The 25,926-nt window shown below is 56.6% G+C and carries 19 protein-coding genes; all 19 read right to left on the bottom strand.

What is annotated here, in order from left to right:
- Positions 1 to 32 precede the first annotated feature (32 nt).
- Complete coding sequence (locus OZX72_RS02035; RefSeq protein ID WP_277158789.1) at positions 33 to 239, bottom strand: hypothetical protein; 207 nt, start codon at positions 237 to 239, stop codon at positions 33 to 35.
- A complete protein-coding gene (locus OZX72_RS02030) occupies positions 239 to 3,856 on the bottom strand; it encodes a helicase (protein ID WP_277158788.1) in 3,618 nt (1,205 codons plus the stop codon). The genes OZX72_RS02035 and OZX72_RS02030 overlap by 1 nt, the downstream gene beginning before the upstream one ends.
- The gene (locus OZX72_RS02025; protein WP_277158787.1) at positions 3,853 to 5,652 is read right to left on the bottom strand and encodes an FHA domain-containing protein; all 1,800 of its coding nucleotides are present in this window, start codon (positions 5,650 to 5,652) and stop codon (positions 3,853 to 3,855) included. Before OZX72_RS02025 ends, OZX72_RS02030 begins: the two co-directional genes overlap by 4 nt.
- Positions 5,653 to 5,928: 276 nt before the next feature.
- Positions 5,929 to 6,312, bottom strand: a complete 384-nt coding sequence (rplL, locus tag OZX72_RS02020) for a 50S ribosomal protein L7/L12 (protein ID WP_277158786.1) — start codon at positions 6,310 to 6,312, stop codon at positions 5,929 to 5,931.
- Between the two features lie 123 nt (positions 6,313 to 6,435).
- Entirely contained in the window at positions 6,436 to 6,957 is a 522-nt protein-coding gene (gene rplJ, locus OZX72_RS02015; protein WP_277158785.1) for a 50S ribosomal protein L10, read from the bottom strand.
- Positions 6,958 to 7,540: 583 nt separating this feature from the next.
- The gene (locus tag OZX72_RS02010) at positions 7,541 to 8,935 is read right to left on the bottom strand and encodes an NCS2 family permease (RefSeq protein ID WP_277159334.1); all 1,395 of its coding nucleotides are present in this window, start codon (positions 8,933 to 8,935) and stop codon (positions 7,541 to 7,543) included.
- Positions 8,936 to 9,325: 390 nt separating this feature from the next.
- Complete coding sequence (locus tag OZX72_RS02005) at positions 9,326 to 10,699, bottom strand: hypothetical protein (protein WP_277158784.1); 1,374 nt, start codon at positions 10,697 to 10,699, stop codon at positions 9,326 to 9,328.
- A gap of 13 nt (positions 10,700 to 10,712) precedes the next feature.
- Positions 10,713 to 11,711: an ABC transporter permease gene (locus OZX72_RS02000; RefSeq protein ID WP_277158783.1), complete on the bottom strand. Its 999-nt coding sequence runs from the start codon at positions 11,709 to 11,711 to the stop codon at positions 10,713 to 10,715.
- Positions 11,712 to 11,766: 55 nt separating this feature from the next.
- On the bottom strand, positions 11,767 to 13,281 hold the full coding sequence (locus OZX72_RS01995) for a sugar ABC transporter ATP-binding protein (RefSeq protein ID WP_277158782.1): 1,515 nt from the start codon (positions 13,279 to 13,281) through the stop codon (positions 11,767 to 11,769).
- A 2-nt stretch (positions 13,282 to 13,283) separates the two neighbouring features.
- The gene (locus OZX72_RS01990) at positions 13,284 to 14,246 is read right to left on the bottom strand and encodes an ABC transporter substrate-binding protein (protein ID WP_277158781.1); all 963 of its coding nucleotides are present in this window, start codon (positions 14,244 to 14,246) and stop codon (positions 13,284 to 13,286) included.
- A 32-nt stretch (positions 14,247 to 14,278) separates the two neighbouring features.
- On the bottom strand, positions 14,279 to 15,358 hold the full coding sequence (locus OZX72_RS01985) for a LacI family DNA-binding transcriptional regulator (protein WP_277158780.1): 1,080 nt from the start codon (positions 15,356 to 15,358) through the stop codon (positions 14,279 to 14,281).
- Between the two features lie 197 nt (positions 15,359 to 15,555).
- Positions 15,556 to 16,335: a phosphate ABC transporter ATP-binding protein PstB gene (pstB, locus tag OZX72_RS01980; protein ID WP_277158779.1), complete on the bottom strand. Its 780-nt coding sequence runs from the start codon at positions 16,333 to 16,335 to the stop codon at positions 15,556 to 15,558.
- 301 nt (positions 16,336 to 16,636) lie between these two features.
- Positions 16,637 to 17,623, bottom strand: a complete 987-nt coding sequence (pstA, locus tag OZX72_RS01975) for a phosphate ABC transporter permease PstA (protein WP_277159333.1) — start codon at positions 17,621 to 17,623, stop codon at positions 16,637 to 16,639.
- A 389-nt stretch (positions 17,624 to 18,012) separates the two neighbouring features.
- On the bottom strand, positions 18,013 to 19,074 hold the full coding sequence (gene pstC, locus OZX72_RS01970) for a phosphate ABC transporter permease subunit PstC (RefSeq protein ID WP_277158778.1): 1,062 nt from the start codon (positions 19,072 to 19,074) through the stop codon (positions 18,013 to 18,015).
- A 241-nt stretch (positions 19,075 to 19,315) separates the two neighbouring features.
- Entirely contained in the window at positions 19,316 to 20,437 is a 1,122-nt protein-coding gene (gene pstS / locus OZX72_RS01965) for a phosphate ABC transporter substrate-binding protein PstS (protein ID WP_277159332.1), read from the bottom strand.
- Positions 20,438 to 20,795: 358 nt separating this feature from the next.
- Entirely contained in the window at positions 20,796 to 21,488 is a 693-nt protein-coding gene (gene mtnN / locus OZX72_RS01960) for a 5'-methylthioadenosine/S-adenosylhomocysteine nucleosidase (RefSeq protein WP_277158777.1), read from the bottom strand.
- 138 nt (positions 21,489 to 21,626) lie between these two features.
- Positions 21,627 to 22,850 carry a 3-deoxy-7-phosphoheptulonate synthase gene (locus OZX72_RS01955; RefSeq protein ID WP_277158776.1) on the bottom strand — a complete coding sequence of 408 codons (1,224 nt, stop codon included), beginning with the start codon at positions 22,848 to 22,850 and terminating at the stop codon, positions 21,627 to 21,629.
- 170 nt (positions 22,851 to 23,020) lie between these two features.
- Positions 23,021 to 24,157 (bottom strand): 3-deoxy-7-phosphoheptulonate synthase, encoded by a 1,137-nt coding sequence (locus OZX72_RS01950; protein WP_277158775.1) that lies wholly within the window; start codon positions 24,155 to 24,157, stop codon positions 23,021 to 23,023.
- Positions 24,158 to 24,570: 413 nt separating this feature from the next.
- On the bottom strand, positions 24,571 to 25,908 hold the full coding sequence (locus tag OZX72_RS01945; RefSeq protein ID WP_277158774.1) for a C1 family peptidase: 1,338 nt from the start codon (positions 25,906 to 25,908) through the stop codon (positions 24,571 to 24,573).
- Between the last annotated feature and the right edge of the window lie 18 nt (positions 25,909 to 25,926).

Below are 25,926 nucleotides of genomic sequence, written 5' to 3'. Positions count from 1 at the left end.
ACCCTTTAACGATTCCTCACGAATAGCAAACGCTACTTGTCTCGTTCGCTGAAAATGCCCCAGTGAGGAGGTAGCTCGCGCAGGATACGACTATCGTCGTCCTGCTGTTTGCTGCCCTTGGGACGGCGGTCTTCCGGGTCAAGTTCGACGCCATCGACGTCAAAACGTTCGCTGCCTTTGCGCACCACACGCCTGTGGGTACGCGACGAGCGACGATTCGGATCGTAGGTCAACGCCATCAGCGGACCTCTTGGTACAAGTCGCTAATACGGCTCACAATACGGTCGACTTCCTTATCGGGGTTGACGAACGCAGCCACGCTCCAGACGGTCATGACCGACCAACCAAGTGTTGCCAAATCCTGCATCAGCACACGATGGCGCTTGCGGGTGGACTGGATACCCATGAACTGAGCGTCATCGGTCATCACCGCGAGCGCGAACGGTTTGTCTTTGAGCCCTACGACCAGAGGAATGGAGGCTCCACCATCGAAACCGTAATTGGCGGCCACCTTGAGCCCGCGCGCACGGATGCGATCAGCCAGATCGTTGAACAGGACGTTGTCGCCCTTCAGCGACACTGAAGGACGTACAACTTCCTTGCCCAGGCCCTCGGCCCATTTGAGCATAACCTTCAACAGCTTCGGACCCGGCTGGTGAAGGCGATCATCCTCCATATCCGCAGAGCCAAAAGCGGAGATGATGTCAACATTGCGATTGGCCAAAGCCAAGGCATCAAGCAGCTTGCCATCTCCGCCTTCGCCCTCCAAAGAGCCGAACTGCTGAAGCAAGCGGCCATGCGAGGTCTTCGCGAAGCACAACGAAAGAATAACATCGGTGGCGCGCACCCCGGCGACCTCATCGAGATCCACCAGACGCACGTGGCGAAGGAAGCGGCCCATGGCCTCGTCCTTCAGGGAAAGCGACTTCAATTCGGCACCGAGCCTCGTACGGAAGACCGGGGTCAAAGTGACCACGGCAAGCAGATAGCCGGTCGGCACCACGGTGAAAGCCGCGGCGCGTTGTTTGATGATGGCGATGACCTCGTCAATCTCCTGCTGACTGCTTTCCACCAACCCGGTGGCAAGCACCGGCACGCCGTTGGCCTCGACCCTGTGGAAACGCACCCTGCCCTGCATCGATTCTGTGGCCACATCCCTGCGAGCGTTGCCATAACCTTGGGCGGAAAGGAAGATCGAAAGACGCGGGTCGCGGCAAACCGGCCGGGAATCGACAGTGACCTTGGGCAACAACGCGGCCAAGGCGTTCAACGATTCAGAAGTGATCGTGGCCTTATGAGCAATGACCACAACACGCCTGGAACGGCTCAAAACACTCAGCAATTCAAGCGAGGGAATATGTGAAGCGGCATCGATGATGGCTACGTCGGCCAAGGGCTGTGGGTCACTCAGCACGGCAAGCGTGAATGGGGTGGCCATGATGACAGGCTTAGCCGAAGCGAGAATCTGAGGATATTCGCGGGTGATATGGCTCAATGGCACACGCGCGTTACTTGCCAGCAATGTGTGCAGCTGGTTGGCCTCCTGCGTATGCGAAAAAAGCATATCGCAAAGGTGACGCATGGATTCCTGCTCAAGCATAGGCCCCACGGAATTGATGTGGTCAATATCGACCTGAACGAACCGGTCTGCCGCCGATTGCAGTGCGGAGCCGTCCTGATTGGAAATAATCGCCGAGGAACGAACGATGTCTTCGAAAACGGTCGTCCACCAGGAAAGCTGAAGTTCCCCTTCCACGGCATCCAAGGACACACGGCGGTTACGCATGTCTTCAATCAGCCCATCAAGTCCGACGGAGTGGAATTCGCGTTCCAGTCCGGCACGACCGGGCAAGGTATCCAGCGCCTTACGGTCGGTATAAAGCGCCTTGAGCCTGGCCTCAAGCCGGGCCAGATCAACGCTCTGCAGGTCGCCGCCTTCGACGGTGGTAGCGAGCACCGCATCGAGCGCGGTGATATCACGCATCAGGGCTTCCTGCGTTTCTACGATGGCGTCGAGCTTAGGTGGGAGTACCGGCCAGCCGCCGTGAGGCACAATCTCGTGCCATTGTTCAGACTGCTTGTCCACCACCTGCAGGGCGTCGTGCAAATCCTCGACCTGAGAACCAGCGCGAAGCAGGCTCTTGGCTTCTTTCACGTGGCGACGACGTTCCCAGAAGCCCATGCTGGTGCCCTCGGCCTTACGCTGGGCCTTGGGCTTGCTGGCCTCAATCATCGCCTCGATGTCACGCTCGAAAATCTCGGGCTGGAAAACGTCGAGCACGCGGCGCAGGTTCTTCAATACCGTAACCTGACGGCCCCACTCCTGCACCGTCGACGGCACCGGAAAACCGCAGGTTTCGGCGACGGACGCGACTTGGTCGCGCGTAGCGGGCAGAAGGCGCTGCAGCAAGTTTTCGACCTTTTGATAGGCATTGACCGCATCGCTTTGTGTGAAGAGCGAGGCACCATACCACGGGGTGGTCTGAGGACCGACGGTGAATTCGCCGTATTCGCCTGCCTTGCGAAGCTTTTTGATCCATTCGTCCATATGTGGGGCGATGGCCCTTGCGGCTTCATTGGAAAGCCGGACGTGCGTGGCCGGATGCGTCGGCATGGCAGAAATGCTGGCAAGATTCTGAATGGTCTGATAGGCAGAGACGCCCCATTCCTTGCTCACCCCGTGCAGATCGCCGAGATAGCGAGTCAGACGCGAGCGCACTCCGACGAGCTCATCGGAGACCTGGTCGAAACGGGCGACCGAAGCACCAGGCTGGAAACCAACGGCTGCAATCAGCTCCTGATCGATTTGCCGTGCGGCCTTCGAATCGGCCATATCAATCACGCGGCCGCCCATATGGCAGGCATCCATTTCATGGGTGAAACGCTTCTTCTGCCCTGCTACTCCCGGCACATAAAGCACGGTGCGTCCCGACGAAACGCAGCGGGAGGCGATAGACGCGGCAATCTGTGCCGTATCGTTGCCGGAAGCGTCGTCCAGAAACAGCGAATGGCCTTGTGCCGCCATATTCGCGGCATACCGCACGGCGTTATCGACGTCTCCAGCCTCGTGCTCGCTGTGGGGATCGGCATCGAAGGGGCTGTAACTGGGAAGTTTTGAATCCTTCAGCGCATTGATGGCATCCTTGTTTCCGGCTAACGCGTCAAGGGCCACATTGCCGCTTGGCTTGCTTGCCAGCGAATCGATGATATGACGACTTTCGGCGAGCATCTTGGTGGCCGGGTCCATAAAGCAACCCAAGATGATATTGCGTTCAATGTCGAAATCGGCGATTGTCGGCTTGACCTCGTCGGTGATGGCGGTAAACACGGAGGACGTGTCGGGAGTGCCGCTGGCATAGTTCCTGCCATCGAAGAGGGCCGCTTCATCGATATCGATGTGCTGCTCGTGCATGGCCGTGGTGAACGCAGGATTGAGGCTGACGTGCCCAGTGAAACGGATGATGGCATCGGTCTCGCGGCCATCCGGTTTGCGGTGTACTTCGACCGGGTAAAGCAGGACGGGAACCGAGTTGCCCTTCCACGTGGCCACGCCCACCACTAGGGAAAGCTCAGCGACCCCGGCGGACCTCGTTTTGACGGCTTTGTCGTCGAGAACACGCTCGAGCCTGCGGCCGGCGGCGCGGAGCATACCGGCGTCGCGGAACATGGAATCAAGGCTGGTGTGCCCGCTGGCGAAGAGCTGCGCGATGCCGGATGGATGGGCATGGGTCAGGTCAAGTTGCGCGGTGAGCTGCCCGACATCCTCCAAAGGCGAAGGAACAAGTCCATTGTGATAACTGTCATACCATTTGCGCATCTGTTGGATGCCGTTCATTGTCTGGTTCGTCTCGCTCATTGGTTACGTCCCTCCCCGACCTTGTTACGATACTCGATATACCCTGAATTCTGCGAAAGCGCAGCGTCGATATCATCGTTGCCCACCGCCGAAAGCCATGCGTACAAATCGTCATACAACGAAGGGTTCATCGCCAGGAACGGCAGGAGCTCAGGGTGCTTTGCCATTTCGAACTGGAGAGAGAAGTCGGCGGTTTGCTTGGCTTCCTGCGAGCTCATGCCGTCCACTTCGACTTCGGGCTCCGGCTGGTTGAATTCCCCGTTCGACACCTTTTCGAACACCGAGCCGGGTTCGAAGCTCGGCTTGAAGGCCTGCCCTGCACCAAACGCGCCGTTAGTGGCGGACGAAACGAAGGAAACCGTTGAAGTATCCGTGGCCTGCGTTACCGGCGGCATGAATTTATTGCGTTCTTGAGAAGCCTTGCTGTCTGCCGCATCGTTTTGTGAATCCCGCAAACCGCCCAAATTCAAACCGGGGTGGTCGCTGCCGCCACCGCTGCCTTGGTTGGGATTTTCATCCATGGCGACGAATACCGGAGCGTTTTGATTTCCAAGAATCTGCCCGGGAGCAGCGGGACCATTCGTAGCATTGGCCATTCGAGGGTCGAACTGACCTGCCGAAACACTGCCGTTGGCTCCCGCATTGCCGTTGGCATTAGCGTTAGTGAGACTGCCGTTGGTGTTAGCAAAATTGGCATTGGTAACATTGTCGTTGCGAACATCGGCGTTGACATTGTTATTGACGCCATTCACATTGGCCTGCGGTTGCGCTGCTGCGGGTGAATCCATTGGCTGCTGCACGCGAGAACCATTCTGGGGATTTTGCCCGTTGCCTTGACGAGAAGGCAACGACACTTGCTGAGCCTGCAGCTTTGCTCGTGAAGACCTGCCTTGATTCCCGGCGGGGGCAGAGGCACCAGTCGTCGCCGGCTGTGCCGTTTTCTTCGCAGCAGTGCTTGGCTGAACAGCTTTCACCGCTTTGCTTTCAGTCTCGGTTTGCATAGCGTCTTTGAACAAATCGCGCGCCTTGGTTTCCCTAACCTGCGGTTCGGGAGTCATCACGTTGAGTGAAATCTGATCAATGGTATGGTCGGCCTGCGGGTCTTCTCGCTTCTTGTCAGCCTCGGCAACAACTGGCGACGCACTTCCATCCACAATCTTGTTTGTGCTACTATCGGCGTTCTTGGCTGCCTGCTCTTTGGAATTTTGAGGGTCACCATTAGCCTTGTCGTCCGCTTCGGAGGAAGCGGAAGCTTCGATACGACTGGCCACATCCGCGGCGCTGAAAGCCGTAGTCGGTTCACCGGCGCGCAGGTTCAAAATGTCGTCGACGGACATTTCGTTAAGATCCGGCTCGATATCGGCGCTTTCACCGCCGCTTACCGCATAGTCGAACAAATCGGTAATCTTGTTACCGGCCCCATCGTTTTCATCGACATCGACCCGTACGAAATCAACAGGAACGTCACCGAACTGCAATCGCATCGGTGAATCCGGAAAAATGAAATCCTTATTGGGCGTAAGCGGACGCAAGCCTTTTTTCTCAACTATATATGAACCGTTCGTGGAATTGAGATCGGTGACCGACGCCCCGCCATCGGCCGTGACGCTAAACAGCGCGTGGCGCTTCGACATGGAACGCGTATCATCGTCAATCTCCAAACGGTGATGTCCGTCATCGCTAAGCGGACGCAAAGGCCTGCGGCCAATCTCAACGTTTTCGCCGGGACCGACATCGACTTTCGTGGAGCCATTGACCTTGATGACCCAATGTTTTGTCGTTCGCGGATCAGACACCTTGCGGCCTCCCCATATACACTTTGCTCATGCTACTGCTATTGTGTCATGTTTTCCTTGGAATCTACAGAAAAATGACAGACATTGACAACACTCACGCATGAGCCCGCCCTTGCGTTTGCTTTCAAGGACATGCCTTGGATACTACGATAGCCGATAAAATGAACAAACCCTGCGAGCGGAGATTCCGCACACAGGGTTTGCAACAATGTATCGAAGGCTTTCAGCCGCTTGCGGTTTCACACCGCAGCGCCTAAGCCTTCAAGAAGGAAAGAACTACTTGAGTTCGACAGAACCGCCGGCCTCTTCGATCTCAGCCTTGGCCTTCTCGGCGTCATCCTTCTTGGCCTTCTCGAGGATGGTGGTAGGAGCACCGTCGACGAGCGCCTTGGCATCAGCCAGGCCCTTGCCGGTGATGTTCTTGACGGCCTTGATGACCTGAATCTTCTTGTCGCCGAAGGAGGAGAGAACGACGTCGAACTCGGTCTTCTCTTCTTCGCCAACGCCTGCGCCAGCGGCAGGAGCAGCAGCAACGGCAACGGCCGGGGCGGAAGCCTCGACATCGAACTCGTCCTCGAACTTCTTGACGAAGTCGGAGAGTTCAACCAGGGTCATTTCCTTGAACGCATCGAGGAGCTCATCGCTTGAGAGCTTAGCCATAATGGCTTCCTTTCTTTTCCGGGCGACGGATGTTTTATTGGGTTCCGTCACCGAAATTCTTAATATTTTTTAATTATTCACTACTAAACTGCCTGAAATTACGCGGCCGAAACCGCGAGGAAATCAAGCGGCCTTTTCCTGCTTTTCGCGCAGGGCGTCGAACGTACGCACGGCCTTGGTAGGCAGAGCGACGAACGTGCGAGCGGCCTTGGACATGGAGCCCTTGAGGTCGCCTGCCATCCTGGAGAGCAGGGTTTCGCGAGATTCGAGGCTCGCGAGTTTCATGAAGCCTTCGGCGTCGTACATGGTTCCGTCTGCGAAACCACCCTTGATGACGAGGGCCTTGTTTTTCTTGGCGAAGTCACGCAGGACCTTCGCAGCCTCGACGTAATCACCCTTCACGAAGGTGATTGCGGAGGGGCCGGAGAGTGCTTCATCGAAGCCCTCGTACCCAGCCTCTTTGGCGGCGATGCGAGCGAGCGTGTTCTTAGCCACTGAGTAGGAAGTATCGCGGCCTAGCTTTTCGCGCAGATCGGAAATCTGCGGAACGGTAAGCCCGCGGTACTCGGTAAGGTAAACCGCATCGGCGTTACGGAATTGATCCGTAAGCTCGGCGATCACCGCTTCCTTTTCGGGCCTTTTCATGGCGTTCCTTCCTGAGTCGACCATTGATCGGGAAATTCGGAACGTTTAGCGTTTATGAGCGATTGTCTGCGCGGCTGCAAACTTGCAACCCTACAAAAAATGCCCTGCACATAGGCAGAGCACCATACCGGCCGCTTGCGCGGCCCACCTCTTACAAGGCTTATGACATTCAACCTATGCTGGCTTGGCGAACCAAACTTCGAGAGGCTTGCACCTCTAACCAACAGTCTGTGGTTTACAGATGAATAGTATACGGAGGCCGCCCGACCTTGCGACACGCGCACGCGCCAATCAGTGAGAAAAGCACCAAAAAGGCACCGAAATAGCGCTTTTCTCACTGAATGTGGGTCCCACTGAGGAGAAAAGCACCTTTTTACGGCGATTTTGGTGCTTTTCCCACTGATTCGGGATTCCATTGAGGAGAAAAGCATCATTTCAGGACGATTTTGGTGCTTTTCGCACTGAATTATGGCGTCACTGCGACCAAAAGCACGAAAAGTGGACGCAAAACGTGCTTTTCGCCGCAGCTTCACTCGTAAGTTGCAGCGAAAAGCACAGACAGCCAATCTATCTCAGCCGGCAATCAGAGGACGGCCTGGAGCGCGAAGTCGAGGATGAAGAGGGCAGTGACGATCCACATCACCGGATGGACCTCCTTCGCCTTGCCCTTGCAAATCTTGACCAGGCAGTACATGATGAAGCCCGCGGCGATGCCGTAGGAGATCGAGTAGGAAAGGGCCATGAATACCGAGGCGAAAAGCGCCGGAATGGCTTCGCCGAGGTCGCCCCAGTTGACTTCCTTGAGGCTGGAGGCCATCATGCAGCCGACCACGACCAGAACGCCGGCCGTTGCGGCAGACGGAATCGCAGACACCAGCGGCGAGAGGAACATCGAGATGAGGAAGCAGACAGCGACGGTCACCGAAGTCAGGCCGGTGCGGCCGCCGGCAGCAATGCCCGCCGAGGACTCGACGTAGGTGGTGATGTTGGAGGTGCCAAACAGGCCACCGACAGAGGTGGCGATGGAATCGGCGAAGAGGGCCTTGTCCATCTTGGAGCTGAAGCCATGGCCATTGGCCATGTTCTTGATGTCCTGATCAGAGAAGATGCCGGTCTTGCGTCCGGTGCCGACCAACGTGCCGATGGTGTCGAACATATCGGACATGGAGAAGGCGAAGATGGTGACAATGACGAGCGGTAAGCGGCCGAGGTTGCCGAAGAGCGACGGGAAGCCTTGCGGGCTGAAGATGGCAAGGAACGTGGTGGGAAGCTGAGAGAAGGTCTGGCCGATGGACATCGAGTTGCTCATGTTGGTGATGCCGAACGGGATGCCGATGACGGCGGCGGCGATGATGGAGATCAAGAGGCCGCCACGCACGTTGAGCAGTGTGAGCACGATGGCGATGGCAAGACCGATAAGGAAGACCCAGAGTTCGGGATTGTTGAGCGCGGAAAGACCAGGGGTGGCGTGAATCGGTCCGCCTTTGGCCGCGGCCTTCGGGTCGCCGGGAGTGAACGAAATGAAGCCGACGTTCAACATGCCGACGTACATCACGAACAGGCCGATGCCGCCGCCGATGGCGTGCTGCAGGGATTCAGGGATACAGGCGATGATGAGCTTACGGATGGAGGTGACGGTGACCAGAATGTTGATCAGGCCACACAGGAATGTCATACAAAGTGTTTCCTGCCAAGTAAAGCCGAGGCCGGCGCAAACGGTGTAGGCAAAGAACGCGTTCAAGCCCATACTTGCGGACTGGGCGTAAGGCACGTTGGCGAAAAGTCCCATGACCAGCGTTCCAGCAACGGAAGCGATAATGGTGGCAAGGAACACGGCACCCCACGGCATGCCGGTAGTGCTCAGGACCTGCGGATTGACAACGATGATATAGCTCATCGCGAAGAAGGTGGTGATGCCCGCTGTGATTTCAGTGGATACTTTGGTGTGATTTTCTTTGAGATGGAAGAACCTGTCCATCATGCTCTCTTCCTTGGTTTGAGCATCGCCAAGTCAGATTGCAGAAAAGGGGCGGTCGGCACTTAACGCGTTTCAACACGCCAAGACCGACGAACTTCACTAGCTGCTGATGAATGAATCGACGATACGGAGGTTGCTGCGACTCGCCCGCGTTCCCACGGACATCTCAAATATAACACCTGTCATGGCCTTACATTTTTCTAGTGTGTTCGCTGTCTTCTGTACTAAAAATCAACGCCGCACCTAGACCGAGATAATGGCAATCACACGGTATCGAAACCTATTCACGGTTCCTTCCGATAAGGAAACCGTCCATCCAATAAAAAGGGGCCCCATGCCGACGAATCGGCAGAGGCCCCTTCGGAGGAAAAACGGTAATCGATACCGGCGCTAACAGGCTTCCAGACGCACAGCGCCCGGAATATGGCCCAACGCCTCGTCACGCCATGAATCGGCATAAGGACCATAGACGGACCTTACCGTCGACCCGACAGGCAACGAAGGACACTCGTTCTCGCCATTCGTGCCCCAGTTGACCCATCCGGACTGCGGACGCTGAACGATCTGGAACGCGGAAGACGGCGAAGAGGTCAGCCAGATCATGCACTGCCCTGTCCCGGTGTTGAATTCGGCGCTATATTGCGCAGGACCGGCGAAAATCGTCTGGTCGGCGACTTGGGAGACGTTGATCGGCGCCTCCGGGAATTGCCAGACACGATCCTCCTTATCCGCCACGACGTGGGCGAGTGAACGCACATGCCCGAGATGCTCATTGAGCGAATCCTCATCGAGCGCATGCTCCCAATAAGAGAACAGACGCCAATAAAGGTCCCAATGCGCATTTTCCAGATCCCGGTTCAAGAGCTTCTGGAAATAGCCGAACCGTTCATTGCCTGGTTCGTCGGATGAAATGGTGCGCTTGACCTCTTGCTTGAGCAGTTCTGCGTACGGGTCTCCACTGCGGTACGGCGTGTGGTTGAAGGAGTCGAAACGATCGAACGCGAGCGCGTTCTGACCGCCTTCGAATTCATCGCCGACAGTAATCCGGTCGGTGACACTCCTGCCGTTGACTTCCGTCTGGAAATGATCGACGTGGTAGACACGGTCGAAGCAATCCGCTCCGGCATAGAACGTGAAATCGATGGCGAACGACTTGCCCTTGAGTTCCGGCAACAACCCGTCCGGAATCCGGCCGGAAAGGCGATACCTACGCACTATCGGACCGATTTCGACCGCCGTGACATCGGCGACGACGTGCTCGGGAGGATTGATCAGGCCGTTGTCCGGAGTGAAGAACGGACCGTAGAACCCTCCTATCGCATTGTTGCCACTGGCCAGAAGGTCGAAGTTCTGCGCAAGCGAGCTGAAATGGCGTATACCCCATTTCGAGGCCCCTTCGCCCTTGCCGGTTCCTCGGCAGAGCTCAAGGTCGAAATAACCGGTATTCAGCCGGCAAATCGCATCACGTTCCCGACTATCCGGCACTTCGGTGATAACCGGTCCGTCAATCGAATCGGCATCGACCGGGGTATCTTCGAGCTGCACGGACTGCCCGTCGCACGGGGTAAAGACACCGATATACACCGATGCGTCACCCGTGCTCTGCGAGGCGATGCGTTGGGCGACAAACGTCTGCCCATCATCGCTTGTCCCGCCTATCAGCGGCGAGGTCCACGAGGCTGGAAGCTCTATGGTAACCGGCTGCGGGCGCAACGCTCCTTTCTCCGTATTGCGGACGGTAAATTTCTTGGTTTGAGTATTCATCGAATGTGATTCCTCACTCGCTAGCTAACTCTGGCTTTTTCTTGAACAGGTTCAGGGAGAACGAGTTCTGCTTCAATCCATCAATCAGCACCGCGATGATGATGACGACGCCCTTGATGAGCTGCTGCGTGAAGAACGGGACATCCATAAGCACCAGGCCGGTGGTGAGTACACCAAAGATAATGGCACCAACAAGGGTACCCGGAATCTTTCCTTTACCACCTGCCATTGCGGTACCACCAAGAATGGTGGCTGCGATCGCATCCATCTCATAGCCTGTGCCTGCAGTGGGCTGAGCGGAAACCACACGTGCCGCGAAAATACAGCCTGCCAGGCCGGCGCAGATGCCGGAGATGACGTAGACGGCCAACAGAACGCCTTTGACGTTGATACCGGCCAGACGAGCCGCTTCCGGATTGCCACCGACAGCGTAAACGTGGGAGCCGAAACGGGTCTTGTCAAGCAGAACCCACATCAAAATATAAACGATTATCATGATGATAAACGGAATCGGGATATGGAAAATATATCCGTTTCCGATGGCGCGGAACGACAGACCGTTGTTGACGATCGGCAAGCCGCCGGTAATCGTATAGGCCAGACCTCTGAGGAAGGTCATCGTGCCCAATGTCACGATGAACGCCGTCAGATTGCAGTACGCGATCAGGAATCCGTTGACGAGACCCGCTATGGCGCCTACGAGCACGCCGACCAACACGGCCAGCACAGGATTCATGCCGTTGCCGGTGGACAGGACGGAAACGCAACCGCTTACCGCCACTATGGAACCGACGGACAAATCGATGCCGGCGGTGATGATGACGAACGTCATGCCTGCCGCGAGGATCGCGTTGATGGAAATCGAACGGGCCACGTTGAACAGATTGCTGAGCGTGCCGAAGTTCGGGGCCTTGATCAGCATGAAGACGATCAGGACCAGAAGAACGAAGGGCATGCCCACTTTCTCCCAGATTCCCGCGAAATCAACCTTTGAATTATTTTTTACTTTCATTCTTGTTCCTTGAAATACGAGCTGGACACCGCGACGCCAAGCGCGCCGCAACGTCTCATTTCGATTGAGCTTTCGATACACCCGTGGCATACGACATGACCTGTTCTTCGGTCGCCGAAGCGGCCGGAAGATCTGCGGAAATCATGCCTTGCCTCACGACGAGAATCCTGTCGCTGATACCCAGCACTTCAGGCAAGTCAGAGGAAATGACCAGAATGGCCTTTCCTTTGGCGGCCTGGGCGTTGATCAGCTCGTAGATCTCCTGTTTGGCGCCTACATCCACACCGCGAGTGGGCTCGTCGAGCAACAGAACGTCCGAATTGCGAAGCATCCAGCGCGCGAAAATGGCCTTCTGCTGATTGCCGCCGGACAGATTGCTGATGGGCAGACGAATCAGACGGTCGGCGATGTTCACCGATTTCATTTCCGTTTTCACCGCGCCGCGAAGCTTATGCTTCTCAATCAAGTGGAAACGCTGGAACTTATCGAGCGAGGAAATCGAGATGTTGTCTTCGACACTCCGCACCGAGAAAATGCTCTGCGTCTTGCGACTCTCAGGCAGATAGGCGATGCCATGGCTGATGGCCTGCTTCGGGGATTTGAACGTCATTTCCTTGTCATTCAGATAAATCTTGCCCGAATCAAGCGGATCTGCGCCGATGATCGCTCTGGCGATTTCGGTTCGGCCTGCTCCGACCAAGCCGGACATGCCGACCACTTCGCCAGCGTGCAGGGTGAACGAAACCGGTTCATCGACGCCGGGAAGCTTGAGATCTTCAATGCGCAAGACGGCCTTTCCGGGGTTGCGCACGGGATGCTCGTAAAGCTTCTCGACCTTACGACCGACCATCTTGGCCACGACGGCGTTCTGATCGGCATGCTCCATATCCGTGGTCATGACCGTCTGACCATCGCGCAAGACCGTAATACGATCCGCAAGACGCCAGACCTCTTCCATACGATGGGAGATGTAGATCAAGCCAGTGCCGCGCTTGCGCAGGCCTTCGACCAAGGTGAACAACTGCTCGGATTCACGCTTCGAAAGAGACGCGGTGGGCTCGTCCAGGATCAGCACCCTCGCCTTTTGTGCCAGGGCCTTGGCGATTTCGACCATCTGCTGCTCACCAGTCCCCAGATCGCCAAGCTTGGCGCGGGGATCGATGTCGGCATCGATGACCTTGAGCTTTTGCACGGCATCGTCGTTGATCTTCTTCTTGTCGATCAGGCCGGTACGCGTTTTAGGCTCATTGCCCAAGGCCATGTTCTGGGCAACCGTCATCGTCGGAACCACATTGAGCTCCTGATGGATGATGGCGATGCCCAGATCAGAGGCGTCTTTCGGGGTGTTGATTTCGACAGGCTTGCCATCGATGAATATGGCTCCGGAGTTCATCTTCAGATTACCGGAGAGAATATTCATCAATGTCGATTTGCCTGCGCCATTTTCGCCCATCAGCGCCAGAACTTCATGGTCATAAAGGTTTAGGCTAACATGGTCGAGAACTGTCACACCCGAAAAGCTCTTAACGATATCCTTGAGCTCCAACAGTGGTGAACGTTTCGAATCCATAATCACCATCCCTTGTACTCGCTGACGTTGTCGCGGGTGACCATCTTGCTGGGGATGAGGATGGTCGTCTTCTTGGGCTTCTTGCCCTTGGCGGTATCCTGGCCGAACTTGACCGCCTGGCGAACCATTTCAGCGGGGTTCTGCGTCGCGGTGCCGATGAAGGAGGAACCGGAACGCTTCAATTCGTCCTCGGCCTGCGGGCTGCCGTCAACGCCGGTGACGATGATCTGCTTCTGGCGGCCGGCCTGCTCAACCGCGAGGGAAGCGCCGAGAGCGGACGGATCGTTCATACCGAAGATGCCTTGCACATCCTTGTTTGCGGTCAACATATCAGTGGTGACGGAAAGACCGGTTGCGCGATCGTTCTTGGAAGCCTGCTGGCCCACGACCTTGACGCCCGGGTACTTCTTCAGCGCCGTCTTGCAGCCCTTGATACGGTCGGTGATGGTCTGGATCGGGGTGCCGTCGACGATGAGGATGTTGCCCTTGCCGCCGAGTTTTTCGGAGAGATAGGTGCAGGAAAGATTGCCGGCCTGTACGCCGTTTGTGGTGATGATCGCGTCAGCGCCCTTGGCCGGGGTATCGACGGCCACGACAATGATGCCGGCGTTGCGCGCACGCTCGATGGCGGGCTTCAGACCGGATTCATCGACTGCGGAGACGATGATCAGGTCGACCTTCTGCTCGATGAAAGCGGAAATCTGATTGTCCTGGTTGGCCAGATCGAGCTGGGCATCTTGGACGTTGAGCTTGGCGCCGATCTTCTTCGCCTGAATCTTGGCTTCCTTCTGCATGGACGAGAAGAACGGGTTCGACATATCCTGCACCATCAGGCCAATGCTCTTGATCTCCTTGGGCGTCGAATTCGCCGTCTTGTCTTCATCGCCGTTGTCGCAGCCTGCCAGCAGCATTGTGGCGGCCAAAAGCGCAGCGCATGCCACGGTGAGTTTATTCTTGATCTTCATTGATATTCCTTTTTCTCTATAACGACTGTTTGCTACTTTGCTCCATCGGATTGGTGGTATGAACAGCCGCACGACTCTCGCACTTTGAGGGTCGCTTCAAATGATTCGTGAATTGATTGCTTATGCGCCGGTTCCCCGGTCTTGTCTTCCGCCTCCTTTCTTGACTCGATGAGATCCAACAAGAGTTGCGCAGACCTGGCGCCGATGCCATGGCTGTCTTCGGCGACAAGCGTGATTTTCGGCGAAAGCAGGTCCGACCAGGCAAAATCATCGAACGCTACTAAAGGCATGTCATCGGGAACGCGCAGCTTCCGGTGGTTCAACGCCTTGAGGACGCCAAGAAGGATGGGGTTATTGGCCGCAATCGTGACGTCGGGATGGTAGGAACTGGTGGCGAGGAAATCCTCATAGGCCTTGCACGCGTCGCGTTGGTCGTTGGGACATTCCAAAACGTTTATTTCCGCTCCGCAAGCTTTGGCGGCGGCGCGCAATCCACTTTCACGGACAAAACGGCTGTTCCATACGCCGGGATAGATGGCCAGGAGCCAGCGCTTGTAATGGTGAAAAGCGAGGTGCTCCCCCAGCATCGCCGAAGCGGCCGCATTATCAGTGGCGACATAGGAAAAATCGCTTTTCCCGTCCCCTGGCACCGAGTCGACGAAGACGACGGGAACTTTCCAATCCAAAAGCTGTTGCCTGCTGGCATCGCTCAAACCCAGAGTTGAAATGATGCCGCCCGGGCGATTCTCGAGAACCTGCTGCAAAAGCATCGTCTCGTTGGATTCGCTGTATTTGCCGTTGACGGCCATATCGGCAATCAGCAGGCTTTCATCTTTGTCTTGGAATACGCTTTCGATGCCGCTTATCAAATCGAGATAGTAAGGATTGGAAGTCTCGGCGGTCAGCAGCGTGACCGAATGGTGCACACCTTTGCGCAAATCACGGGCGTTGGCATTGGGGATATAACCATGGCGTTCAGCGGCTTCCAGCACAATGGCACGGGTCTTTTTCGACACGCCGCTCAATCCGTTGATAGCACGGGAAACCGTGTATATCGACAGATTCAGTTCATCGGCGATATCGGTGAGCGTCACTCCGTAATGCTTCTTCATTGAAATCCTAAACGTTTATGTTTATTGCTAATTACAAATATACTACTTTCCGTATCCCTCGTCAAATCGCACGGTTTTGTCCTGCAAAGTGAACCCGGGAAACCGGCTTCAACTTTTCAGAGACGCTGCGAATAAGGCGTATCCTCCGATTACGAAGGCCTTATGTCGCAGTCTTTCCGCCCAAATCCATACCGAACTCAGCCGAAACGACCGGAGATGTAGCGCTCGGCCTCCTCGTTTTGCGGGTTGTTGAACATCGTGGTGGTGTCGGCGAAATACTCGAGGTGACCGGGCTTGCCGACGGCCTTCAAGTTGAAGAAGGCGGTGTAGTCGGCCACGCGGGCGGCCTGCTGCATATTGTGGGTGACGATGACGATGGTGTAGTCGCGCTTGAGCTCGTTGATCAGATCCTCGACGGCCAGCGTGGAGATCGGGTCGAGGGCGGAGCACGGCTCGTCCATCAGGAGCACTTGAGGATGAACGGCGACGGCGCGGGCGATGCACAGGCGCTGCTGCTGGCCGCCGGAAAGCCCGATGCCCGGCTTGTCGAGTCTGTCTTTGACCTCGTTCCACAGGTTCGCCCCGCGCAAGGCCCACTCCACCAAATCGTCGGCGTCAGTTTTGGAAATGTGCCGGTTGTTCAGGCGGATGCCGGCCAAGACGTTCTCGCGGATGGACATAGTCGGGAACGGGTTGGCCTTCTGGAAGACCATGCCGACGTCGCGGCGTACGGCCACCGGGTCGACGCCCTTGGCGTAGAGGTCGTGACCGTCGAGCAGCACCTTGCCTTCCACGCGCGCACCCGGCGTGATCTCATGCATACGGTCGAGCGTGCGCAAAACGGTGGATTTGCCGCAACCGGACGGGCCGATGAATGCGGTGACTTTATTGGCCTGAATGTTGATGTTGACGTCCTGGACGGCCAGAAAATCGCCGTAGTAGACGTTCAGATGTTCGACATCGATGCGTTGGCCCATGCTGACCTGCTTTCATTGTTGATATCTATATTGGAATCCGTATTATTCTTACGTAGCGCGCATCTTTCAGACGCTACCGTCCAAAAAGTGCACCTTACAGAATCTAGAATGCATGTTTCGCACACAACCGTTAGAAAAGTGCACTTTGTCGAACCCAAAACGCACTTTTCACACGCCACCGTCGGATAAGTGCACCTTGATGCAGTCAACATGCACTTTTTACACAGTAACGTCAGAAAAGTGCTCCGCACCGAGGCCAGTGGGGCACGATAGGTGATTGCCCACGCAATGCAGCCCCTCATCATTTCGTCTCCACACTGAACAGATGCTGGACCAAGCGACCGATGAGATTCAGAACGAGCACGATGGCAATGAGCACAAGGGCCGCGGCCCACGAACGTTCGGACGGGATGGACGCCACGCAGCCTGGGCCGGCGTTCGACGGGCAGGTCACGGACATCTTGCTGTATTCCTGGTAGACGAAGACCGGCAGCGTGGTCATCTGGCCACTGAAGAGGTTCCAGTTGGTGGTGACGATGAATCCGGCGGTCATCAAGAGCGGCGCGGTTTCGCCGATCACGCGGGCGATGGCGAGAATGACGCCGGAGACGATGCCGGGAAGAGCGGTGCGCAAAACAACTTTGACGATGGTTCGAGATTTGGTGACGCCGAGCGCGTACGAGGCCTCGCGCAGGTCATCGGGAACGATCTGTAGCATCTCGACGCTGGAGTTGACCACGGTGGGAATCATCAGAATCGAGAGCGCCACCGAGCCTTCGAAACCGTTGGAAACACCCGGGCCCATGAGAATGGCAAACAACGAGAAGGCGAACAGGCCGGCGACAATCGAGGGAATGCCGCTCATCACGTTTACCAAGAGCGAGATGGCTTTGGCGAATTTACTACCGCGCGCGTATTCGGTTAGATAGATCGCGCACATCAGGCCGACCGGCACCGAAATCAGCATCGCGCCAAGCGTGACCTCCAGCGTGCCGGTGATGGCGTGCTCGATGCCGCCGTGGCCTCCGGTTGGCGTGGGCATGCCACCAATGACGCCGGACATGTTGAAAGTGAGGAAGTTGAGATTAAGCCGTTTCACACCTCGCGCGATGGTGGTCCAGAGCAAGGAAATCAGCGGAATCATCGCGACGACGAACGCGAGGCCGATAATCCCGGCCATAATCCGGCTCTTCCATTCACGCTGTTTGAGCAACGCTTCCGAAGGCTTGAATTTCGAGAAATCCGGAGTCGGACCAGCGGCTTCTGAAGCTTCAGCGACCACGCTGATAACAGGAGATGAAACTGCGCTTGTGGAAACAGCTGAGACTGCATTACCGGAAACTTCCGCACCTTTCGACGCGTTTTCTACAACTCCGGGATTCAGGCTTGTACGGGACTCGCTGCTTGCCGCTTGCAGAGAATGTATTGTTCCAGATTCAGCTTTGGCGTAGCCGCTGCGATTCCGGGAATCCGAGGAAGAGCTGCCCTCACCGGTTACAGAGTCTTCCGGCTTCGCTGTTTTCGCGGGAGCATTCGAAAAGGACTGTCCCGCGACATCATCGAAACGGCTCGACCTATCGGCAAAAGCAGATCGCACAATACGTGCATTTTCAGGATTCCAAGCGTTCCCGGCATTCCCAGTATTCCCAGTATTCCCAGTATTATCCTTTTCCAGCCTCATCGCGCACCTCCCTTCCTTGTGATGCGTCGGGCGAGCAGATTGACCACGAATGTGATGACGAACAGGACCAAGCCGGTGGCAATCAGCGCGGAAACGCCGAGCGAATCAGCTTCGGGATATTGCGCGGCGATGTTGGCGGCGATGGTCTGGCTTTTCGAAGCCTGCAGCCAGTGCCATGAATAGGTCATGCCCGGCGAAAGCACCATCATCACGGCCATCGTCTCCCCCAGAGCGCGTCCAAGCGCGAGCATTGAGGCCGACACCATACCAGACTTCGCGAATGGCAAGGCAGTCAGCTTGATCATCTCCCATTTAGTGGCGCCTAGCGCGAGCGCCGCCTCCTGGTTGAGGCGCGGAGTGGCCGCGAAAATGTCACGGGTCATCGAGGTGATGATAGGCATAATCATGATGGCCAGGATCACCGCGGCACTGGCGACGGTGCGCGGCGGGTTGGCGGCAGGTCCGGCGAAAAGCGGAATCCAGCCCAAGTGAACGCTCACCCAGTTCCAGAAAGGATACATCGCCGGAACCAACACCAGCGCACCCCACAGGCCGTAAATCACCGAGGGTATCGCAGCCAGCAAATCAACGACATAATTGAGCACGGTACGGATACGTTTGCGCGCATAGAAGGTGATGAACAAGGCCACGCCGACGGCGATAAAAAAGGCGATTGCCAACGCAAGCGCCGCAATCACCACAGTACCGAAAACCAGAGGCCCGACATATTGCCAGAACCCGTGCGCCTTGCCGCCGCTCAGGGAGGCGAAAACCGCAGAGGTCTTGGCCTGAGGGCCGGCGAAAATTGGCCAGGCTCGCAGCAGCAAGAAGAGCACCACCGCGCCCAGCGCCACCAATATCAAGGCCCCGCAGCCAACGGCCACTGCGTGAAAAATCTTGTCTTGGCTGTGCCGGCTTGGTTTGGCTTCACTGAAATCAAGGCCATTGCGACGACCGTCTGTACCGCCCCCACCAGGAGCGCTTAAACCTGCGCTAATCTGGCCGACAGCCACGGGCATCGCCTGCCCCGCGCTACTGCTTTCAGATGTATTCGCCATGCTTTTCCTTACGTAACGTTCGAAGTTCGAAGCCAGCCGAATCGGCTTTACGTTTTTGCCGCCAACCAGTTTCCACGAAACAAGGATGTATCGGTTGGTCGGTCGTGTTTCTATTGAATTATTTCTTTGTACTGATTATTAGTAGTTTCGATTATTCGGTTACTCGGTTATTTCGTTGTGAAGTTATGCATTCAGTTATTCAGTTATCCGATTACTTGATTACTCGTCTACCGTCCACAAATCATTTCGCTTGTATAGCACTCACGGATTTCAGAGCCTTCTGCGTCAACGCTCCCCCGAGCGCGGCCGAGCCCGTATTGTCCGCTGCGACCTTCTGGCCGCTGTCGCTCAAGACATAACTCAACCAGTCGCGCACGAACGCGCCGGTTTTCGCGTCCTTATACGCCGGGCATGCCACGGCATACGAGGAAGAGACAATCGGATAGTCGCCCGCGACGGTGGTGGCATAATCGACGTTCACCACCACGCGTTTGCTGCCTTTGGGCACTGCATGCAGCGGCGAGGCGTTCACGGTTTTTGCGGCAGCATCAGCGGCGGGCGCGACGTAATCGGCTCCGACCTTGACCGAAACCGTGCCGAAAGTACCGGCCTTGGCAAGGTCCGCATAACCGATGGTGCCGTCGGCCTGTCCGATGCTGCTGACCACACCGTCGGTGCCTTTCGCGGCTTGTCCGACCTCGTTCGGCCAGTTTTCCTGCGGCTGGAAACCCCAATCATTCGGCGCCGCAGCCTTCAAATACGAAGTGAAGTTGTTGGTCGTCCCGGACTTGTCGGAACGATGGACCACGGTAATCGGCGTGGCAGGCAGATTGACCTTCGGATTTTCAGCCTTGATGGCCTCGTCATTCCATTGGGTGATTTTTCCGTCAAAGATACGCGCGATGACCGCAGCGTCCATGTTGAGATGCTTGCCCTGACCGGAAACGCCTTTGAGATTGAACATCACGGCGATTGGCGAAACGTAGACCGGCACGTCGAATGCGCTGCCAGACTTGCAGATGGCTTTGGACTGCTCAATCTGCTGGTCGTTCAACGGAGCGTCGGTTCCCGCCCAAGCGGTAGCACCGGTCAGGAACGTGCTCACACCTGCCCCAGAACCCGAAGGGTTATAAGCGATTTTCGCGTTGCGGTTGTGATTTTGGTACGTCGCGATCCAAGCCTCCACAGCCCCCTGCTGCGAGGAAGCGCCGGCACCGTGGAATTCACCGGAAATGCCGGAATTCTTGCCTTTGGATGCACTGGAGGAATCGGCCGGGGTATTGTCACCGCAGGCCGAAAGTGCAGCCATCATCGCGAATGAGGAAACAACAGCGATGAGGCGCTTCAGCTTAGTGCTGTGCATGATGTTGCTCACCGTTTCATTATGGCAGAAGGTCTGCCGTCGGTCACTAGACATTCTGCGGTTTTTTAGTTGCGTTTGCAAACCTGCGTGCCGACCAATCGGGAATTTTGCCGCCGACCTTGCAGCAAAACCGAAACCGACCTTTTTGCTTTTTGGCAGGGATTTATTGACCTGTAAAGATTGTCATTGTAATATTTTCAACGTATTACATAACGGCGAAACCGTTACGGGACAGCCGACTAGGCACTCGTCAAAACGCCGACCTTTTCAATCGGAATCGGCGTTGACAAGCATTTCCGGAACTTTCAGTGTTCTCATTGGGCGAACAAATGGGATGGCAGGAAACCACCGTTACTTTCTACAGACGGGTGACGATATCGACGGCAAGACGCGCGGCGGTATCCGCGTACTCGGAGATATCGAATTCCTTGAACTGCTCGTAGGTCGTGTCGGCTTCATCGGAAAGCGCACGGATGACCAACGCCGGAACGTCGTTGCGGGCGGCGACGTGGGCCACGGCCGCACCTTCCATCTCCACGGCGTCGGCGTGCGTCTTTTCGGCGACCACGGCAGCGGCTTCAGGAGTGCCGATGAAATTGTTGCCGGATGCGATCACGCCGGTCATGTGGTGAATGCCCAGCTCGTCGAGCGCCGCGTTCGCCACGTCGAGCAGGTGCTGATCACTGTGGAATTCCTCGGTTTCAGGCTTCCATTGAGCAATCATGCGCATATCGGAATCGAGGTAACACAGGGTGCCGCCGAGCACAACGTCGTCGATATGCATGGACTTGTTAAGCGAACCGGCGATGCCTGAGAAAATGACGGCGTCTGGATGGTAGTTGTCGATAAGGCACTGCGTGGTGGCGGCTGCGTTGACCAAACCCATACCGCCCACCGTCGCGGCGACCGTGATCTCTTCGCCGGACTTGGCGGAGATCGTGCCGACGTTGATGTCGAGGCTCGCGGTCTTGTTGTGCTTGACATCGTTCAGCGACTTGGCGATCAGCGCGACTTCCTCTTCCATGGCTCCGATGATGGCAACGGTCTTCATAATTCCTCGTTTCTCGTTATTTCGAGCAAAGTTGTTTTCAGGCATAACTGTTTTCAAGTATATTCAGACGTCGATATGACATTTCCAGCAAAATCCCGCGCCGAAAACATCATACAGAGTATTACATAAGATACAGTTTCACGCACCGCGACGAACGTCGACGGCGTTGGCAAGCTCGCGAAGCAGGCGCTCCGTTTCAGGCCAGGCGATGCACTTGTCGGTGATCGACTTGCCGTATTCGAGCTGCGAAAGCGGGGCGGCGGGCTGGTTGCCGCCAAGGATGTTGCTTTCCATCATGAGCCCGGTGATATCGGGCTCGCCGGTGGCGATGCGCCCGGCCAACTCTCGGGCGACCTCGGCCTGGCGTATCTCATCCTTGCCGGAATTGCCGTGCGAGCAATCGATGATGAGGCCATGGCAAGCGGCGGAGCCTTCGGGCATTTCGCCGCGGATGGATCGCATCGCTTCCTGGACAGATTCGGCATCATAATTCGGACCGTGCGAGGAACCGCGCAGCACGACGTGGCAATCGGGATTGCCCAACGTTTCGACAGCGCTGGCCCGGCCGAGATGATCGATGCCGAAGAAGGTATGCTGCTGGGTGGCCGTATAGCAGCCGTCGATGGCGGCCTTGACCGAGCCGTCAGTCGCGTTTTTGAAGCCGATGGGCATCGAAAGCCCGCTGGCCAGCTGGCGGTGAATCTGCGATTCGGTGTTGCGCGCGCCGATAACGCCCCAGCTCACGGCGTCGGAAATGTATTGCGGACTGGTCGGTTCAAGGAATTCCGTCGCAGCGGCCACGCCCTCGTCGAGCACGCCGAGCAGGATCTTGCGCGCGAGCAGCAGCCCCTTCTTGATGTTGTGGCTGCCGTCAAGATCCGGATCGTTGATCAGGCCCTTCCAGCCGACAGTGGTGCGCGGCTTCTCGAAATAGACGCGCATTACAATCAGAAGACGGTCACCAAGCTCGTCCTTCATTTTGGCGAGGCGATGGGCGTAATCCAGCGCAGCTTGTGGGTCGTGGATGGAACAGGGGCCGGCGATAACGAGCAACCTGTCGTCCTTGCCGTAGAGACAGTTGCGGATCTCGTCCCGCGAACGGATGACGAGATCCGTCGCCTCAGCGCTCAACGGCATGCTCGAAAGCACATCTGCCGGTGTGGGCAGCGGCTCGAGCTCGAAAACGCGGCGGTTGACGATACGGTTGACGCCGGCTTCGTCTTCCCAGCGTTTTACTCCGGCTACCTTCAGCGGGTTCTCGCCGTTTTTCAGCGCCTTTTCGAAGGCCGCACGGTTTTTGGCGTCGTCGACGTTCTGATCATTTTCAAGATTGCCATTCGGCTCGTTTTCTGCGTTCCCCATCCCCAAGTCCTTCTCCATAGTCGTTTCCGATATTTACTAGCCCATTGCCAATATACCGATCATAGCGCCAGCAAAGCATAGCCCAACCATAACCGAGTCAGGATTCGATTGCATGAGAAAAGCACCAAAATAGACCATAAAAAGTGCTTTTCTCCTCAGTAACGTTTTACTCAGCGGTCGAGCTTGCGGCGGGAGGTGACGGCATCGGCGAGAGTGTGAAGCAGCTCGTTGGTGCGGTCCCAGGAGATGCAGGAATCGGTGATGGAGCGGCCGTAGACCAGCTGGTCGAGCGGCGCGGGAGACTGGTGGCCTCCACGGATGTTGCTTTCCATCATCACACCGAAGATTCCAGGCTCGCCCTTGGCCAGACGTGTAGCGATCTCCTCAATCACCTCGGCCTCACGCACTTCGTCCTTGCCACAGTTGCCATGAGCGGCGTCGATGACCAGGCCGTGCTCACTGGGGCCGGTGACCTTGGATTGCTTCAACGTTTCCAGCGCTTCCGCCACGGACTTTGCGTCGTAGTTGGGACCTTCGTTCGAGCCACGCAGGACGATGTGGCAGTCCGGATTGCCCTTGGTTTCCGCGGAAATCACGCGGCCGTCGAGGTTGATGGAAAGGAAATGGTGCTCGTTGGCCACGGCGTAGCAGGAATCGGCGGCGACCTTCACCGAACCGTCGGTCGAGTTTTTGAAACCGATAGGCATCGACATGCCGCTGGCCAGCTCGCGATGGACCTGGCTTTCCGTGTTGCGCGCGCCGATGGCCCCCCAGCTGACCATATCGCAGAGATATTGCGGAGAAATCGGATCAAGCCATTCGGTGGCGGCGGGCAGACCAAGCTCCAGTACGTCGGAAAGCACCTTGCGAGCCAAATGCATGCCTTTGCGAATATTGAATTCGCCATCGAGATCTGGATCGTTAATCAGACCCTTCCAACCCACGGTAGTGCGCGGCTTTTCAAAATACACACGCATGACAATCATCAGACGGTCTTTGAGCTCTTCATTGGCCTTCGCCAGACGTTGCGCATAATCTTTCGCCGCCTTCGGGTCATGAATCGAGCAAGGGCCGACGATGACAAGCAGGCGGTCATCGCGGCCATGCAGAATGTCGCGGATTTCCTGACGAGACTTTAGAACCAAATCGCTCATCGGCTTGGTCAGTGGAGTTTCCTTTAGAAACGCGCGAGGTGCGGGAATCGGATCAAGCTGGCGGATGTTGACATCCACGGTTTCGGGGTAGACGGCTTCCTCGCTAAATCGACGTTCGTCCTCAGAACTTCCAGGCCCTCGCATAATCGCCATCATTCCCTCCTTTACTTTCGTGGATATTCGCCGCTGCCAAGCAAAATCGACAACAGGTTATTCATTATAATCGATTGAACAATGTAATACCGCCACTTGTCCAATCATTATGACGATGTCCCGCTTTAAAACGGGACATCAAGCTCTTGCATAAAGGGCTTTTCTTACGCGAGAGCGCCCAATTAATCTATACCAAAATCTCACTCGATTAGATTTAAGTGGTTGCCTGAAACCGGCAGGTGCCGGTTTCAGGCGCGTATTGGCCGAAAATAGCCCACCGGGCTATTTTCTTCAGGCCAATGCCCTCCGGGCCCTGCAATTATTGAGTTCGCTAAGCGAACACCCAATATTGCGTGGTCTCGTCTTAAGACGAGACCACGGGCTCTCGCGCGCGAAGCCCACAGGGCTTCCCACTATGCGAGAGCCCCCATTGGATCCCACGCGGGAAGCATGGTCGCGGGCTCGGTGAGGGCGGCCTGATATTCGGCGGGGAGCATCGACTTCGGGACGGCTACCTCGTAGACGTATTCGCTGAACCAATCGTCGCTCATGGTGAAGTAGCCTTTGTCGGCCACCTTGCAGCCCCACGAGTTCTCGACGCGCCAGCGGTTGGTGGTCTTGCCATCGTCGGCCACGTCGACGCCGACGAACGCCATCGCGTGGTTCATCGCGGAATCGCCGTAACGCACGCGCGCTTCCTTGTCCATATCGAAATCGACGCCGTAGACCTTGCCGTATTCGTAAAGGTCGGTGGCCCAAGCGCCGTTGTCACGGTCCATCATCGGATGGCAATCCGCACCGAACCACGCCGGCATCTTAAGCTCAGACAAAATGCGACGCACGCAGTCCTTCATGAACTGGTTGGGGACGTTGAGATATTCGGTCGCGTCTCCCCCAACGACGTTGCCCAGATGCTCGATACCGATCTTCTTGCCCTTGGCATGCTCAGCACGAGGATCGTCAACGAGGCAGACGTAATCCTCAAGATCCGCGCTGCCAACGTACTTCTTCCAGAACTCGACCGGCGTGGTCTCGCCGTCGCGATGGAAGGCACCGTCCTTGTCGGTCCACTCCCAATCAAAGCTCTTCGGCGGCTCGCCCAAGTGGATGGTAAGCATGCGATGGCCGGCCTCAACAGTCTCGTCCACCACGCGGTCAATCACCGACGGGTCGGCGTACATATGCGCCACAGCCGTGTGCAGCAGACGGCGCAGCTGCGTGTTCATCTCGCTGGTCGACTTTGAAGACGCGGTCTCCGGGAAGAAATCCTTGGGCACGGCGCCATACTTCTTGTAGACGTTCATGGCCATGGTCCACTGACCGCCATCGCCCATCACGTCGGCAAGCAGGTGCTGCATGAGCTGGGAATCGGCGGGCTCGCCGGTGCGCACCAGATTTGCGACATCACGCAGGAAATAGTTGATACGCTCGAGTTTGTCATAATACATGGCGTAGTTCTGCGAAAATTCGAACTGATCCAAGTTGAGATTCTTCTTGGCCACGAAACGCGCCACGTTGAGCGAGCTGAAGAGCCAGCAACGTCCGGAACGGTTCTGGTTGGTGACTTCGCCGTTGTCGACGGTCACGGAGAAGCGGCGCTGAAGTCTGCGGGCGCGATCGTAATTGTGCGCCACCGGGTTGATGCCGGAGGTCGTAACAGCGTTCATCGCCAGCGTGTTGACGGGCTTGGCCTCGAAATCATCCTGCAGCTGTCCCAGACGCTCGGCACTCAACGGCTTCATGTCATTCATCAGAAAATACTCCTTTGA

Origin of the sequence: Bifidobacterium sp. ESL0769 (assembly GCF_029395495.1) — a bacterium.
Taxonomy (GTDB): domain Bacteria; phylum Actinomycetota; class Actinomycetes; order Actinomycetales; family Bifidobacteriaceae; genus Bifidobacterium.
The sequence above is the reverse complement of the archived record's forward strand: the minus strand, read 5'-3'. Positions and strand labels throughout refer to the sequence as shown.